This is a genomic window from Actinomadura parmotrematis (assembly GCF_019458805.1).
GTDB classification, from domain to species: domain Bacteria; phylum Actinomycetota; class Actinomycetes; order Streptosporangiales; family Streptosporangiaceae; genus Spirillospora; species Spirillospora parmotrematis.
Window position 1 is genome coordinate 18,429 of the sequence record NZ_JAIBOA010000015.1, and the last position, 11,950, is coordinate 30,378.

General features: G+C 73.6%; 14 protein-coding genes. 9 read left to right on the forward strand and 5 right to left on the reverse strand.

All coding sequences use genetic code 11. The annotated features are described in order from the left end of the window. Positions 1–357 precede the first annotated feature (357 nt). Positions 358–654, reverse strand: a complete 297-nt coding sequence (locus tag K1Y72_RS22705) for a YiaA/YiaB family inner membrane protein (RefSeq protein ID WP_220168439.1) — start codon at positions 652–654, stop codon at positions 358–360. A 162-nt stretch (positions 655–816) separates the two neighbouring features. Between K1Y72_RS22705 and K1Y72_RS22710 the strand changes: the two genes are divergently transcribed. Beyond that, positions 817–2,154 (forward strand): family 1 glycosylhydrolase, encoded by a 1,338-nt coding sequence (locus K1Y72_RS22710; protein WP_220168440.1) that lies wholly within the window; start codon positions 817–819, stop codon positions 2,152–2,154. Positions 2,155–2,163: 9 nt separating this feature from the next. Here the strand turns inward: K1Y72_RS22710 and K1Y72_RS22715 are convergent, their stop codons facing one another. Further along, positions 2,164–2,478: a hypothetical protein gene (locus tag K1Y72_RS22715; protein ID WP_220168441.1), complete on the reverse strand. Its 315-nt coding sequence runs from the start codon at positions 2,476–2,478 to the stop codon at positions 2,164–2,166. Positions 2,479–2,613: 135 nt separating this feature from the next. Between K1Y72_RS22715 and K1Y72_RS22720 the strand changes: the two genes are divergently transcribed. The 3 genes from K1Y72_RS22720 to K1Y72_RS22730 are packed head-to-tail and all read left to right on the forward strand — an operon-like array spanning position 2,614 to position 4,159. Continuing rightward, the gene (locus K1Y72_RS22720; RefSeq protein WP_308287188.1) at positions 2,614–3,195 is read left to right on the forward strand and encodes a hypothetical protein; all 582 of its coding nucleotides are present in this window, start codon (positions 2,614–2,616) and stop codon (positions 3,193–3,195) included. An 11-nt stretch (positions 3,196–3,206) separates the two neighbouring features. Then, entirely contained in the window at positions 3,207–3,446 is a 240-nt protein-coding gene (locus tag K1Y72_RS22725) for a BON domain-containing protein (protein ID WP_220168442.1), read from the forward strand. Then, positions 3,443–4,159 carry a metallophosphoesterase family protein gene (locus tag K1Y72_RS22730; RefSeq protein WP_220168443.1) on the forward strand — a complete coding sequence of 239 codons (717 nt, stop codon included), beginning with the start codon at positions 3,443–3,445 and terminating at the stop codon, positions 4,157–4,159. Before K1Y72_RS22725 ends, K1Y72_RS22730 begins: the two co-directional genes overlap by 4 nt. Here K1Y72_RS22730 and K1Y72_RS22735 read toward each other — a convergent pair. After that, entirely contained in the window at positions 4,119–5,150 is a 1,032-nt protein-coding gene (locus K1Y72_RS22735) for a DNA topoisomerase IB (protein WP_220168444.1), read from the reverse strand. The two genes, K1Y72_RS22730 and K1Y72_RS22735, sit on opposite strands and share 41 nt — an antisense overlap. Next, entirely contained in the window at positions 5,147–5,995 is an 849-nt protein-coding gene (locus tag K1Y72_RS22740; RefSeq protein ID WP_220168445.1) for an SDR family oxidoreductase, read from the reverse strand. The genes K1Y72_RS22735 and K1Y72_RS22740 overlap by 4 nt, the downstream gene beginning before the upstream one ends. A 125-nt stretch (positions 5,996–6,120) precedes the next feature. Here K1Y72_RS22740 and K1Y72_RS22745 point away from each other — a divergent pair, with 125 nt between their 5' ends. The 3 genes from K1Y72_RS22745 to K1Y72_RS22755 all read left to right on the forward strand — a co-directional run bounded on the left by K1Y72_RS22745 (position 6,121) and on the right by K1Y72_RS22755 (position 8,889). After that, entirely contained in the window at positions 6,121–6,894 is a 774-nt protein-coding gene (locus K1Y72_RS22745) for an SDR family oxidoreductase (RefSeq protein ID WP_220168446.1), read from the forward strand. A gap of 8 nt (positions 6,895–6,902) precedes the next feature. Next, on the forward strand, positions 6,903–7,667 hold the full coding sequence (locus tag K1Y72_RS22750; protein WP_220168447.1) for a crotonase/enoyl-CoA hydratase family protein: 765 nt from the start codon (positions 6,903–6,905) through the stop codon (positions 7,665–7,667). Positions 7,668–7,803: 136 nt separating this feature from the next. Next, positions 7,804–8,889 carry a hypothetical protein gene (locus tag K1Y72_RS22755; RefSeq protein ID WP_220168448.1) on the forward strand — a complete coding sequence of 362 codons (1,086 nt, stop codon included), beginning with the start codon at positions 7,804–7,806 and terminating at the stop codon, positions 8,887–8,889. An 18-nt stretch (positions 8,890–8,907) separates the two neighbouring features. On the opposite strand, the gene K1Y72_RS22760 is transcribed toward K1Y72_RS22755, so the two are convergent. Next, complete coding sequence (locus K1Y72_RS22760) at positions 8,908–9,492, reverse strand: hypothetical protein (protein ID WP_220168449.1); 585 nt, start codon at positions 9,490–9,492, stop codon at positions 8,908–8,910. Between the two features lie 211 nt (positions 9,493–9,703). Between K1Y72_RS22760 and K1Y72_RS22765 the strand changes: the two genes are divergently transcribed. Together K1Y72_RS22765 and K1Y72_RS22770 are read left to right on the forward strand one after the other, a co-directional pair. Next, positions 9,704–10,432 (forward strand): response regulator transcription factor, encoded by a 729-nt coding sequence (locus K1Y72_RS22765; protein ID WP_220168450.1) that lies wholly within the window; start codon positions 9,704–9,706, stop codon positions 10,430–10,432. Between the two features lie 7 nt (positions 10,433–10,439). Beyond that, on the forward strand, positions 10,440–11,891 hold the full coding sequence (locus K1Y72_RS22770; RefSeq protein ID WP_308287189.1) for a sensor histidine kinase: 1,452 nt from the start codon (positions 10,440–10,442) through the stop codon (positions 11,889–11,891). Positions 11,892–11,950 lie beyond the last annotated feature (59 nt).

Consider the following 11,950-nt stretch of genomic DNA (forward strand, 5'->3'; position numbering starts at 1 on the left):
GGCAATCCGGACGGCTCCCGCGGCGCTTTTCGATCAAGGAAAAGGGTGATTACGGTAGGTGATGTCCGCTGCTGAAAGGGAAGGGTCTTTATCTGTTTGTGATGCCGCACACAATCGCATTCGGCCGGCTCGGAAGCGGCCGTTTCCGACCTCCGGTGGCCGTTCGTCCGGATCGGGAGCGACGGGCGATCCATGCTGCGCGGGCATGGAAAAGGCGCCCGCGATGGCGGGCGCCTTTGCGGCCGCCGTTCCCGCCGGCGGCTGCGGCAGGCCGGATGCGGCCTATAGCGATTCTGTTATTCCGCTCACTTCCGGCGGCGCCGGCGGGGCGGATGCGTCCCGGATCACCGCCGGCGGTCAGCTCCACGAGCCGGCGGCCCCCTCCGCGAACGGCGCCCCCGGCGGGAGCGCCGACGCCGGGACCCCGGGCGGGCGCGGCGCGGCGGCGGCCTCCTGGCGGTCGCGCACGCACTTGGCCAGGGTGAAGGTCGAGGTCGTGAGGTAGAGCATGCCGAGGCCGATGAAGGCCCGCACCCAGATCGGCGCGGGCAGGAACCAGACGCCGAGCGAGAGCGCGGCGAGCGCGGCGACGAACGAGATGATCGCCTGGATGAAGTACGCGGTGGTGCCCTTGAGCTGCGCGAGAACGTCCATGCGGCGACTCTGCCGCGCCGCGCCCGGCGGCGCCTGAGTAGCCGAGCGGGGGCGGCTACTCAACTGGTACCCGGGAACGATCCGGTCCCGGTCCGCGCGCGGGCATTGACTTTGTCCGGTTTCGCACTTGTCATCCGAATGAAGGTTCGGAGGGAGAAGCCGATGACCGGCAGGCCGCGCACCGCATCCGTCCTCCCCGCCCTCGTCCTCCTGCTCGCTGCCGCGCTCGCCGCGCCGGCGGCCGCGGCGGGCCCGGCGGGCCGCTTCCCGGCCGGCTTCCTGTGGGGCGTCGCGTCCTCGGACTTCCAGAGCGGCGGCTCCTTCCCCGACAGCAACTGGACGCGCTACGCCGCGCGCGGGGCGCCCGACGTCAAGGAGCCCTACGGGAACTCGGTCGACTTCCGGCACCGCTACCCGTCCGACATCGCCCTCGCGCGCGGCCTCGGCGTCGAGGTGTTCCGCACGTCGGTCGAGTGGGCCCGCGTCGAGCCGCGCCGCGGCCACCGCGACCCGGCCGCGCTCGCCTACTACGACGACGTCGTCCGGCGGATCGAGGCGGCCGGGATGCGGCCGATGCTCACCCTCGACCACTGGGTCTACCCCGGCTGGGTGGCGGGCCGGGGCGCCTGGGACGACCCGCGCACGGCCGCCGACTGGCTCGCCAACGCGCGCTTCCTGGTGGACCGGTACAAGGGCCGCGGCGTCATCTGGATCACCTTCAACGAGGCGAGCCAGTACCTCTACCACGAGTTCCGCGACCGGCCGATGAGCGCCGCGCAGCTCCTCACCATGCGCGACGCGCTGATCCGCACGCACCGCGCCGCCTACGACATGATCCACAAGGTGGACCCGGGCGCCCTCGTCTCCAGCAACGTCGCCTACGGCACCGCCCTGAACGGGCTGTTCGACGCCGCCCTGTTCAACCAGGCCACCGACAAGCTCGACTTCGTCGGCGTGGACTACTACTACGGCGCCAACCTGGAGAACCTCACCGCCGCCAACAGCCTCACCGGCGAGTACTGGAAGATCGACCCCGAGCCCGAGGGCCTGTACTACGTGCTGCGCAGCTACCAGCGCCGCCTGCCGAAGCTGCCGCTGTACGTGGTGGAGAACGGCATGCCGACCGATGACGGCAAGCCCCGCGCCGACGGCTACACCCGCGCCGACCACCTGCGCGACCACCTGTACTGGGTGCAGCGCGCGATCGCCGACGGCGTGAAGGTCATCGGCTACAACTACTGGAGCCTCACCGACAACTACGAGTGGGGCAGCTACCGGCCCCGCTTCGGCCTCTACACCGTGAACGTCCGCACCGACCCGGCGCTCGTCCGGCGCCCGACGGACGCGGTGGCCGCCTACCGCTCGATCATCGCGGCGCGCGGCGTGCCGTCCGGCTACGTCCCGAAGCGGCGGCCCGGCTGGTGCTCGATCGAGGACCCCGTCGCGACCTGCCTCGGCACCACCCCCACCCCGCCCGCCGCCTACGCGCCGGCGGGCTGAGCGGGCGGGTCAGGGGATCACGCGGACGCAGATGTGGTCCTCGACCTTGCGGCCGCCGCGGTCGAGGGCGGCGCAGATGTCGTGGAAAGGGCGGGCGTCGTTGACGTTCCAGGTGAAGCGGGACGCGTGGACCAGGGAGCTGTGCCAGTCGCCCCAGGACACGCGGAGCGTGCCGGGCCGGCCGTCGCGCGTGTAGGCGGTGGCGTCGCGGACGAAGGATCCGGCGCGGGTGATCTCCAGGCAGACGTGGACGCCGCACGCCGCGGTCGGCGGGGCGGGGACGCCCAGCAGGGCGGCGGCGAGGAAGGGGAGGACGGGGCTCATGGGACGGACGATGCGTCACCCGCGGCCCGTCCCGGGAGGGGGTGAAGAGGTGGCCGGGCGGAGAGGGGAAGGTCGCCCGCCGGACTAAGGACGCCCTGCGCGGGTACCGGCACCGGGACCGCGAGGGAGGGCAGCGTGGAGATCCAGGACGCCACCGGCGCCGAGAACGCCGAGGGACTGCGGCTGACGTTGAAGCGGACCGGGTCGGTGCTGCGCGAGTCGGGCGTGCCGTTCGCGCTCGCCGGCGGGTGCGCGGCGTACGCGCGCGGCGCCGCGATGTCGACGCACGACGTGGACGTCGTGGTGCGCGAGGAGGACGTCGAGGCCGCCGTCGGCGCGCTCGTCGCCGCCGGGATGCGGCCGCACGAGGCGCCGGAGAACTGGCTCGCCAAGGTCTACGACGGCGACCAGCTCATCGACCTGATCTTCGCGCCGTCGGGGCGGCCGGTCGACGCCGCGCTGCTCGGCCGGGCCGAGGAGCTGAACGTGGCGGCGGTGCTCATGCCGGTGCTGCCCGCCGACGACATCATCACCATGCGGCTGCTCGCCTTCACCGAGACCGCCTGCGACTTCGGCGCCGTGCTGCACGTCTGCCGGGCGCTGCGCGAGCAGGTCGACTGGCCGGGCGTCGCGGCGCGGACGGCGGAGTCGCCGTACGCCTACGCGTTCCTGACGCTGCTCGCGCGGCTCGGCGTCATCGAGGGGGAGTTCCTGTGAACGAGCGGCCCATGACCGACGAGTACGTCGCCGCGCACGTCCAGGAGGCGATCGCGGCCGGCACGCACGAGCTCGGGGTGCGGGTGGACGTGCGGGGCGGCGTCGTCGTCCTGCGCGGCCAGGTCGCCGCCGCCGGGCGGTGCGCGGAGATCGAGGCGGCCGCGCGGGCCGCCGCGGAAGGGTTCCAGGTGCGCAACGAGGTGTCGGTGGTCCCGCTGGAGGAGCCCGCCGGAGGGGAGACGCTGCGATGATCCGGATCGCCGCCGCCGGGGACGTCCACCTCGGCCGCGAGACCGCCGGGACCTACCGGCCGCGCCTGGAGGGGCTGCCCGACCGGGCCGACGTGTTCCTGGTCGCGGGCGACCTCACCCGGCACGGCACGCCCGAGGAGGGCCGGATCGTGGCGGCGGAGCTGCGCGACCTCGGCCTGCCGGTGATCGCCGTCCTCGGCAACCACGACCACCAGTCCGGCGCCCAGGACGAGGTCGCCGCGATCCTGGCGGACGCCGGGATCATGGTGCTGGAGGGCACCGGCACCGTCCTCGACGTCGCCGGGACGCGGCTCGGCGTCGCGGGCGGCAAGGGCTTCGGCGGCGGGTTCGCCGGGCGCTGCGCCAGCGACTTCGGCGAGCGCGAGATGAAGGACTTCGTCGGCGTCACCAAGCGGTTCGCCGCCCGGTTCGGCGCCGCGCTGGACGCCCTGGACTGCGACGTCAAGGTCGCGCTCACGCACTACTCGCCGTCCGCGGACACGCTGGAGGGCGAGCCGCTGGAGATCTACCCGTTCCTCGGCAGCTACCTGATCGCCGAGCCGGTCGACGCGGCGGGCGCGGCGCTCGCGGTGCACGGCCACGCGCACGCCGGCACCGAGAAGGGCGCGACGCCCGGCGGCGTCCGGGTCCGCAACGTCGCCCTCCCGGTGATCAAGCAGGCGTACGCGGTGTACGAGCTCGCAGCAGTCTGAGGACGGCGGCCTCGGCGGGGCCCTGGGTGGCGGGCGCGCCCTCGTCGACGTCGACGCCGAGCTCGGCGAGGACGGGCCGGATCGTCCGGCCGTCCTCGTACGCCTCGATCACGCGCGGGTCGATGTAGGAGGCGCGCGCGACGGCCGGGGTGTTGCCGAGGTACCCGGCGACCTCCTGGACGACGCGCGCGACGGCCTTCCGCCGGGCGCTCTCGCTGTCGGGCGCGCCGGTGGACACGGCGAGGCCGACGGCGGCGAGGACGGTGGCGTGCCAGGTGCGGAAGTCCTTGGCGGTGAAGTCGCCGCCGGTGACCTCCTGGATGTAGGTGTTGATGTCGGTGGTGGTGACGTCGTGCCAGCCGCCGTCGCCGGCGCGGTGCGCGAGCAGCTCGGGGCCGTCGCCGGCGCGCCGCTTCAGGCCGGTGATGACCTTGCAGACGGCCTCCTCGGCGACCGAGCGGTGCAGCTCCTTGGCGTGCTTGGCCGGGTAGCGGAAGGTGATCTCGCCGCGCGCGCAGGTGACGTGCTCGCGGAGGACGGTGGCGAGGCCGTAGGTGCCGTTCTCCGACTCGTAGCGCTCGCCGCCGATGCGGAAGAAGCCGAGGTCGATGAGGCGGACGGCGGCGGCGAGGACGCGCTCGCGGGTGTAGCCGCGCCCGGCGAGGTCCGCGGCGAGGCGCTCGCGGACCTCCGGCAGGACCGCGCCGAGGTCCAGGACGTGGTCGTGCTTCTCGCGGTCGCGCTCGGCCCGCCACTCGGGGTGGTAGAGGTACTGGCGGCGGCCCGCGTCGTCGGTGCCGACGGCCTGGATGTGGCCGCCGGCGTCCGGGCAGATCCAGACCTCCGCCCAGGCGGGCGGGATCACCAGCGCCTTGATCCGCTCGATGACGGCCCGGTCGGTGATCGGTTCGCCGCCGGTGCCCAGGTAGCGGAACCCGCGACCGCAGCGGCGGCGCCCGAAGCCGGGCTCGGCCGGGTCCGAGCGCCTCATCCGGGGTGGATCTCGCCGCCGCCGGGGACGAGCGTCTGCCCGGTGTAGTAGGACGACAGCCGGTTGGCGGCGAAGAACACGTAGGACGGCGCGATCTCGTCGGGCTCGGCGGCCCGCCCCATCGGGGCCTGCTCGCCGAACTCCTCCACCTTCCCCTCGGGGAGGGTGGCGGGGATCAGCGGCGTCCAGACCGGCCCCGGCGCGACGACGTTCACCCTGATCTCCCGTTCCATGAGGTTCTGCGCGAGCGAGGCCGCGAGTCCCATCGCGGCGGCCTTGCTCGCCGCGTAGTCGATGAGGGTCTTGTTCCCGCGCAGGCCGTTCACCGAACCGGTGACGACGATCGACGAGCCGCGGCCGAGGTGCGGCAGCGCCTCCTGCACGATCCAGAACAGCGACAGCACGTTGACGTCGAAGGTGCGGCGCAGCCGCGCGCCGTCGATCTCGCGGATGTCGTCGACCGGCGCCTGCGTGCCGTGGTGCAGGACGAGCACGTCGAGGCCGCCGAGGTCGCGGACGGCGTGCGCGACGACCTCGCGGGCGTGCCGCTCCTCGGCGAGGTCGCCGCCGAAGGCGAAGCACCGGCGGCCGGCGGTCGCCACGTGCTCGGCGGTGTGCCGGGCGTCGTGGTCCTCGTCCAGGTAGGTGATCGCGACGTCGGCGCCCTCCTTGGCGAAGGCGATGGCGACGGCGCGGCCGATGCCGGAGTCGCCGCCCGTCACGAGCGCGCGGACGTCCTTCAGCAGGCCGCTGCCGGTGTAGTCGAGCATCTCGTCGCGGGGCTCGGGCGACATGTCGCCCGAGCTGCCAGGGTAGGACTGGGCCTGTGCTGGGCGTTCGCTCATCGCCTCCCCTTCGGTGACCGGAATCCCCCGGTCCCCCGGTGGGAGGGGGGCAAACATTCCCCGTATTGTGACTTGTGGGTAACATCACCCGAACCAGATTCGGTTCCTGACGTAAGGTGCTGCTTATGGACCTGAACGGAGTTTCCGCCGTCGTCTCCGGTGGTGCGAGCGGCCTCGGCGAGGCCACCGCCCGCGCGCTGGCCGCCGGGGGTGCCACGGTCGTCGTGGCCGACCTCAACGAGGACAAGGGCAAGGCCCTCGCCGACGAGCTCGGCGGGGTGTTCGTCAAGACCGACGTCTCCGACGAGACGCAGGTGCAGGCCGCCGTCGACGCCGCCGTGCAGACCGGCAAGCCGCTCCGCGTCGTCGTCAACAGCGCCGGCATCGGCTGGGCCTCGCGCACCGTCAACCGCGACGGCAGCCCGCACGACCTCGCCACCTTCCAGAAGGTGATCCAGGTCAACCTGATCGGCACCTTCAACCTGATGCGCATCGGCGCCGCCGCCATCAGCAAGACCGAGCCGGCCGACGCCGACGGCCAGCGCGGCGTCGTCGTCAACACCGCCTCGGTCGCGGCCCTGGAGGGCCAGACCGGCCAGGTCGCCTACTCCGCGTCCAAGGGCGGCATCGTCGGCATGACGCTGCCGGCCGCGCGCGACCTGGCGGCGATCGGCGTCCGCGTCAACACCATCTGCCCCGGCATCATCGACACGCCGATCTACGGCGAGGGCCCCGAGTCCGAGGCGTTCAAGGCCAAGCTGGCCGCGCCGGTGCCGTTCCCGAAGCGCATGGGCAAGGCGTCGGAGTTCGCGCAGCTCGTCACCGCCCTGATCGAGAACGACTACATGAACGGCGAGACGATCCGCTTCGACGGCGGCATCCGTTTCCAGCCGAAGTGAGGCTCTGAATGTCGGAAGCGGTACTCACCGAAGAGGACGGCGCCGTCCTCGTCATCACCATCAACCGGCCCGAGGCCCGCAACGCCGTCAACGGCGCGGTGGCGCAGGGCATCGCGGCCGCGATGGACGAGCTGGACACCCGCAAGGACCTGTCCATCGGCGTCCTCACCGGCGCGGGCGGCACGTTCTGCTCGGGCATGGACCTGAAGGGCTTCCTCACCGGGGACAACCCGATCGTGGAGGGCCGCGGGTTCGCCGGCATCGTCGAGCGCCCCTCGGCCAAGCCGCTCATCGCGGCGGTCGAGGGCTACGCGCTCGCCGGCGGCTGCGAGGTCGCGCTGTCCTGCGACATGATCGTGGCGTCGCGGGACGCGCAGTTCGGGCTGCCCGAGCCGAAGCGCGGCCTCGTCGCGGCGGGCGGCGGCCTGCTCCGGCTGCCGCAGCGCATCCCGTTCCACATCGCGATGGAGATCGCGCTGACGGGGGACAAGTACCCGGCGGAGCGGATGGCCGAGCTCGGCTTCGTCAACCGGCTCACCGAGGCGGGCGGCGCCCTCGCCGCCGCCAAGGAGCTGGCGCTGAAGGTCGCGGAGAACGCGCCGCTGGCGCTCGCCGCCACCAAGAAGATCATCGTGGAGTCCGCGGACTGGACCGACGCCGAGGCCTGGAAGAAGCAGGGCGAGATCGTCATGCCCGTCTTCGGCTCCAAGGACGCGATGGAGGGCCCGGCCGCCTTCGCCGAGAAGCGCAAGCCCGACTGGAAGGGCGAGTAGCGCCTTCCTGAAGAAGTGCCCGGCGGCCGGCTCCGGCCGCCGGGCACTCTCGCGCTCGCCAGGTTCCTCTTACCAAGAGGTAAGCGTTCCCGTACTCTGCAACCGCATTCGGGGCGAGGGTCGAGGAGTGGGTGGCATGGGACGGAACGTCAGGCTCGCGTCGGTCGGTACGGTGACGGCGCTGGCGTGCGCCGCCGGGGTCGCGACGGCCGCCCCCGCGCTCGCGGCGGGCTGGCGCAACGTCGACGGGAAGGCGTCCACCGCCTTCACCGGCGGCCTCGACCGGGTGGACTTCGCGAGCAAGAACGTCGGCTGGGCCATCGGGTCCGGCGGCTCGCTGCTGTCGCCGCGGACCCGCTTCGCCCGCTGGACGTCCGCCGGCTGGTCGGCGCAGGCCAGCCCGGTCGGGTTCGCGCCCACCGACATCGCCGTCGCCTCCGTGTCCCGGGCGTGGGCCGTCGGCTACAACCTCGACGGCGTCGTCGCCCTGTACTGGAACGGCGCCAAGTGGGCCAAGGTCGCCTACCCCGGCGCCGGCCTGCCGTCGCAGGTCGCGGCCGCCGCCGACGGGACCGCCTACTCGCTGTCGAGCCTGAACGCCAACAGCGGCGGCCTCGGCAAGGTGCTGCGCTGGACCGGCTCGGCCTGGGCCGACGCGAAGGTGGCGCTGCCCGCGTCGTCGGTCGCGACGGCCGTGGACGTCCGCTCCAAGTCGGACGTGTGGCTCGCCGGGACGACCTCGACCGGCACGGCCGTCACCGGCTGGGTCATGCACTACAACGGGACGTCGTGGAAGCGGACGGCCGTCCCCGGCTCCCTCGGCACCGCGGCCTACCAGGCCGTCCTGCACAAGATCGTGGCGGTGTCGGCGACGACCGTGTACGTGCTGCGCGACGCCCAGCAGTCGCAGACGACCAACGCGCTGCTCCGCTACGACGGCAAGACCTGGAAGACCGCGAACACGCCGCTGCTCGCCGCCGGCATCGGCCTCGCCGCCGACGGCAAGGGCGGCGCCGTCGTCCTCCGGGTGTCCACGCGGAACAAGAGCATGTACCTGCACTACAACGGGACGTCCTGGTCGACGCTGTACGGGCCGGTGCGCACGGGCGCGTCCGTGCAGGCGTCCGACATCGACCGGCGGCCGGGCACCGCGGGCGTCGTGAGCGTCGGCGCCGCCGCCAGGTCCGGCAAGAACAGCCCCTTCATCGAGCTGTACGGCTGACGGCGGCGCCCGCGCGGGTCAGCCCTGGAGCTGGTTGTAGATCTGCGTGCCGAGGCTGCTCGCGCGCTGGGCGGTGGAGCGCAGCGGCATCCGCTCGGCGCCCGGGTCCGCCCCGCCGTTGATCCAGGCGAGGACCTGCCCGTGGGCATCGGCGAGCGCCCGCAGCCCCTGGCGGAACAGCTGCCGGCCCTGCGCGGGGTCGGCCGCCTGCTCCGCCTGGGTGCGCCGGTTCAGGGCGGTCCCGATCGCGGCCTGCGCGGTGGTGTGGTGCTGCCCGGCCGCGGCGGCGAGGGCGGGCACGGTCTGCTGGACGGTCATGAGGCGGCCCGCCAGGCTGGTGGTGAGGCCGAGCAGCGTGTGGTAGCCGGCCTGCACGTCGTCGGACGTGCCGACCTCGTACGCGCCGTTCGCGAGGGCGCCGGGGAGCCCGGCGTCGGCCGCCGACCCGAACAGCGACGAGTGGTCGGGGGCGCCCTCGTCCGACCAGCGGTAGGAGTAGCCGCCGGTGCCGGTGTCCAGGCGCCGGAACCAGATCCGGCCGTTCACCGCCGGGTGCCACTGGTCGATGAAGTACTGGTCGCCCCGCGTCGTCCGCCACGCCATCGCTCTCCCCGTTCCCTCGCCGTCGCTGTGACCTCATGATGCGCACCCGCCGTGATCCCGTGGGGACTCCGGGCGATAATCGCCGATTACGGTCAGCGGCCTTGGCGTCACCGTCCGCGTGAGGTACGGGCCGCGCGGCGGGCAGGCAGAGGGCCTTCAGGGTTCTCTCAGGTTGGTGTGCCAGCCTCGGCGGTGACCTGGAGGGGGTCCCGTGGCTGAACGCACGCTCGGTGCCGTCCCGGGCAGGACGCCCGAGGCGCGCCTGCTCGTCGTCGAGGACGAGCCGAACATCCTGGAGCTGCTCGCCGGCAGCCTCCGCTTCACCGGCTTCGACGTGGTCACCGCGACCAACGGCGCCGACGCGGTGCAGGCGGCGCGGCGGCACCGGCCCGACCTCGTCGTGCTGGACGTCATGCTGCCCGACATCGACGGGTTCGACGTCGCGCGGCGGCTCCGCTCGGGCGGCGACCACACCCCGGTGCTGTTCCTCACCGCCCGCGACGCGGTGCAGGACCGGATCAAGGGCCTGACGATCGGCGGCGACGACTACGTCACCAAGCCGTTCAGCCTGGAGGAGGTCATCGCGCGCATCCGCGCGGTGCTCCGCCGGTTCCGCGGCGGCGCCGCCGAGCCGCCGCCGCGCCGGGTGTTCGCCGACGTCGAGCTGGACGAGGACGCGCACGAGGTGTGGCGCGGCGGCAAGGTCGTCCAGCTGTCGCCCACCGAGTTCAAGCTGCTGCGCTACTTCATGGCGAACGCCGGGCGCGTCCTGTCCAAGGCGCAGATCCTGGACCACGTGTGGAACTACGACTTCCAGGGCGACGCCGGCATCGTCGAGTCCTACGTGTCGGCGCTCCGCCGCAAGGTCGACAACACCGAGCCGCGGCTCATCCACACCCTGCGGGGCGTCGGGTACGTGCTGCGCGAGCCGCCGGGCTGACCCGCCGGTGGACCTGCGGGGAGCCCTCGGCCGGGTGCCGCTGCGCACCAAGCTGATCGCGGGCATGCTGGCGCTGGTGCTGCTCGGCCTCGCGGTGATGAGCGTGGCCGGCGCGTTCGTGCTGCGCGGCTACCTCATGGGGCGCGCCGACGACCAGCTCCGCACGACGTCCGTGAAGATCGTCCGGCAGCTCGTGGAGGGGCGGCAGCTGGACGAGCCGCGCACCGGGGTGCGCCTGCACGCGCCGAGCGAGATGTACGTCCGGGTCACCGACGCCTACGGCGCCGTCCGGCCGGGCGAGCAGAGCTACTGGGGCGACGGCGGGCCGCACCTGCCCGGCGGCCTCGCCGCGCGCCTCGGCGAGACGTTCACCGTGCCGGGGCAGGGCGGCTCCCGGTCGGACTGGCGGGTGCACGCCGTGCGGCTGCCCGACGGGGGCCTGCTCGTCACCGCGCTCCCGCTCGACGAGATCGACAGCACCGTCGGGCGGCTCGCGCTCATCGACGCGTTCGTCGGCGTCGCCGTCCTCGCCGTCCTCGCCGGGCTCGGCGTCTGGGTGGTGCGGGCGAGCCTGCGGCCGCTCGCGGCGATGGAGGAGACCGCCGGGGCGATCGCGGCGGGCGACCTGTCGCGCCGGGTGCCGGCCGCCGACGGCCGCACCGAGGTCGGCCGGCTCGCCGGGTCCATCAACGGGATGCTCGCCCAGATCGAGGCGGCGTTCGGCGCCCGCGCCGTGTCGGAGGCGGCGGCGCGCCGGTCGGAGGAGCGGATGCGGCGGTTCGTCGCCGACGCCTCGCACGAGCTGCGGACGCCGCTCACCGCCATCCGCGGGTTCGCCGAGTTCTACCGGCAGGGCGCCGCCCGCACCCCCGCGGAGCTGGACCGGCTGATCGGGCGGATCGAGAGCACCGCCGCCCGGATGGGCCTGCTCGTCGAGGACCTGCTGCTCCTCGCCCGCCTCGACCGGCAGCGGCCGATCGAGCGCCGCCCGGTGGACCTGCTCGCCGTCGCCGCCGAGTCGGTGCAGGAGGCCCGGGTGACCGCGCCGGGCCGCGACCTCGCCCTGACCGTGCACGGCAGTGTCGCCTTCCAGGTGCTCGGCGACGAGCCGCGCCTCCGGCAGGTCGTCGGGAACCTGCTGTCCAACGCCGTCGCGCACACCCCCGACGGCACCCCGATCGGCGTCGCGCTGCGGCCCGGCGGCCTGCGCGGCGCGCCCGCCGCCGTCATCGAGATCGCCGACGCGGGGCCCGGCCTCACGCCCGAGCAGCGCGAGCGGGTCTTCGAGCGGTTCTACCGGGCCGACCGGGCCCGCTCGCGCGAGGACGGCGGCACCGGCCTCGGCCTCGCCATCGTGGCGGCGCTCGTCGCCGCGCACCGGGGCCTGGTCGAGGTCGAGTCCGAGCCCGGCGAGGGCGCGGTGTTCCGCGTCCTGCTGGCGCTGGACGAGGGCGCCTGAGCCCGCTCTCTCAGACAAGCTTGGGATCCGTTTCAGAAAGCGTTCAGATTCGCCGTGTT

Excerpts from the sequence above, each read along its gene's own strand:
- K1Y72_RS22705 (WP_220168439.1), bottom strand. The coding sequence starts at position 654 with ATGGACGTTCTCGCGCAGCTCAAGGGCACCACCGCGTACTTCATCCAG.
- K1Y72_RS22710 (WP_220168440.1), top strand. The coding sequence starts at position 817 with ATGACCGGCAGGCCGCGCACCGCATCCGTCCTCCCCGCCCTCGTCCTC.
- K1Y72_RS22715 (WP_220168441.1), bottom strand. The coding sequence starts at position 2,478 with ATGAGCCCCGTCCTCCCCTTCCTCGCCGCCGCCCTGCTGGGCGTCCCC.
- K1Y72_RS22725 (WP_220168442.1), top strand. The coding sequence starts at position 3,207 with ATGACCGACGAGTACGTCGCCGCGCACGTCCAGGAGGCGATCGCGGCC.
- K1Y72_RS22730 (WP_220168443.1), top strand. The coding sequence starts at position 3,443 with ATGATCCGGATCGCCGCCGCCGGGGACGTCCACCTCGGCCGCGAGACC.
- K1Y72_RS22735 (WP_220168444.1), bottom strand. The coding sequence starts at position 5,150 with ATGAGGCGCTCGGACCCGGCCGAGCCCGGCTTCGGGCGCCGCCGCTGC.
- K1Y72_RS22740 (WP_220168445.1), bottom strand. The coding sequence starts at position 5,995 with ATGAGCGAACGCCCAGCACAGGCCCAGTCCTACCCTGGCAGCTCGGGC.
- K1Y72_RS22745 (WP_220168446.1), top strand. The coding sequence starts at position 6,121 with ATGGACCTGAACGGAGTTTCCGCCGTCGTCTCCGGTGGTGCGAGCGGC.
- K1Y72_RS22750 (WP_220168447.1), top strand. The coding sequence starts at position 6,903 with ATGTCGGAAGCGGTACTCACCGAAGAGGACGGCGCCGTCCTCGTCATC.
- K1Y72_RS22755 (WP_220168448.1), top strand. The coding sequence starts at position 7,804 with ATGGGACGGAACGTCAGGCTCGCGTCGGTCGGTACGGTGACGGCGCTG.
- K1Y72_RS22760 (WP_220168449.1), bottom strand. The coding sequence starts at position 9,492 with ATGGCGTGGCGGACGACGCGGGGCGACCAGTACTTCATCGACCAGTGG.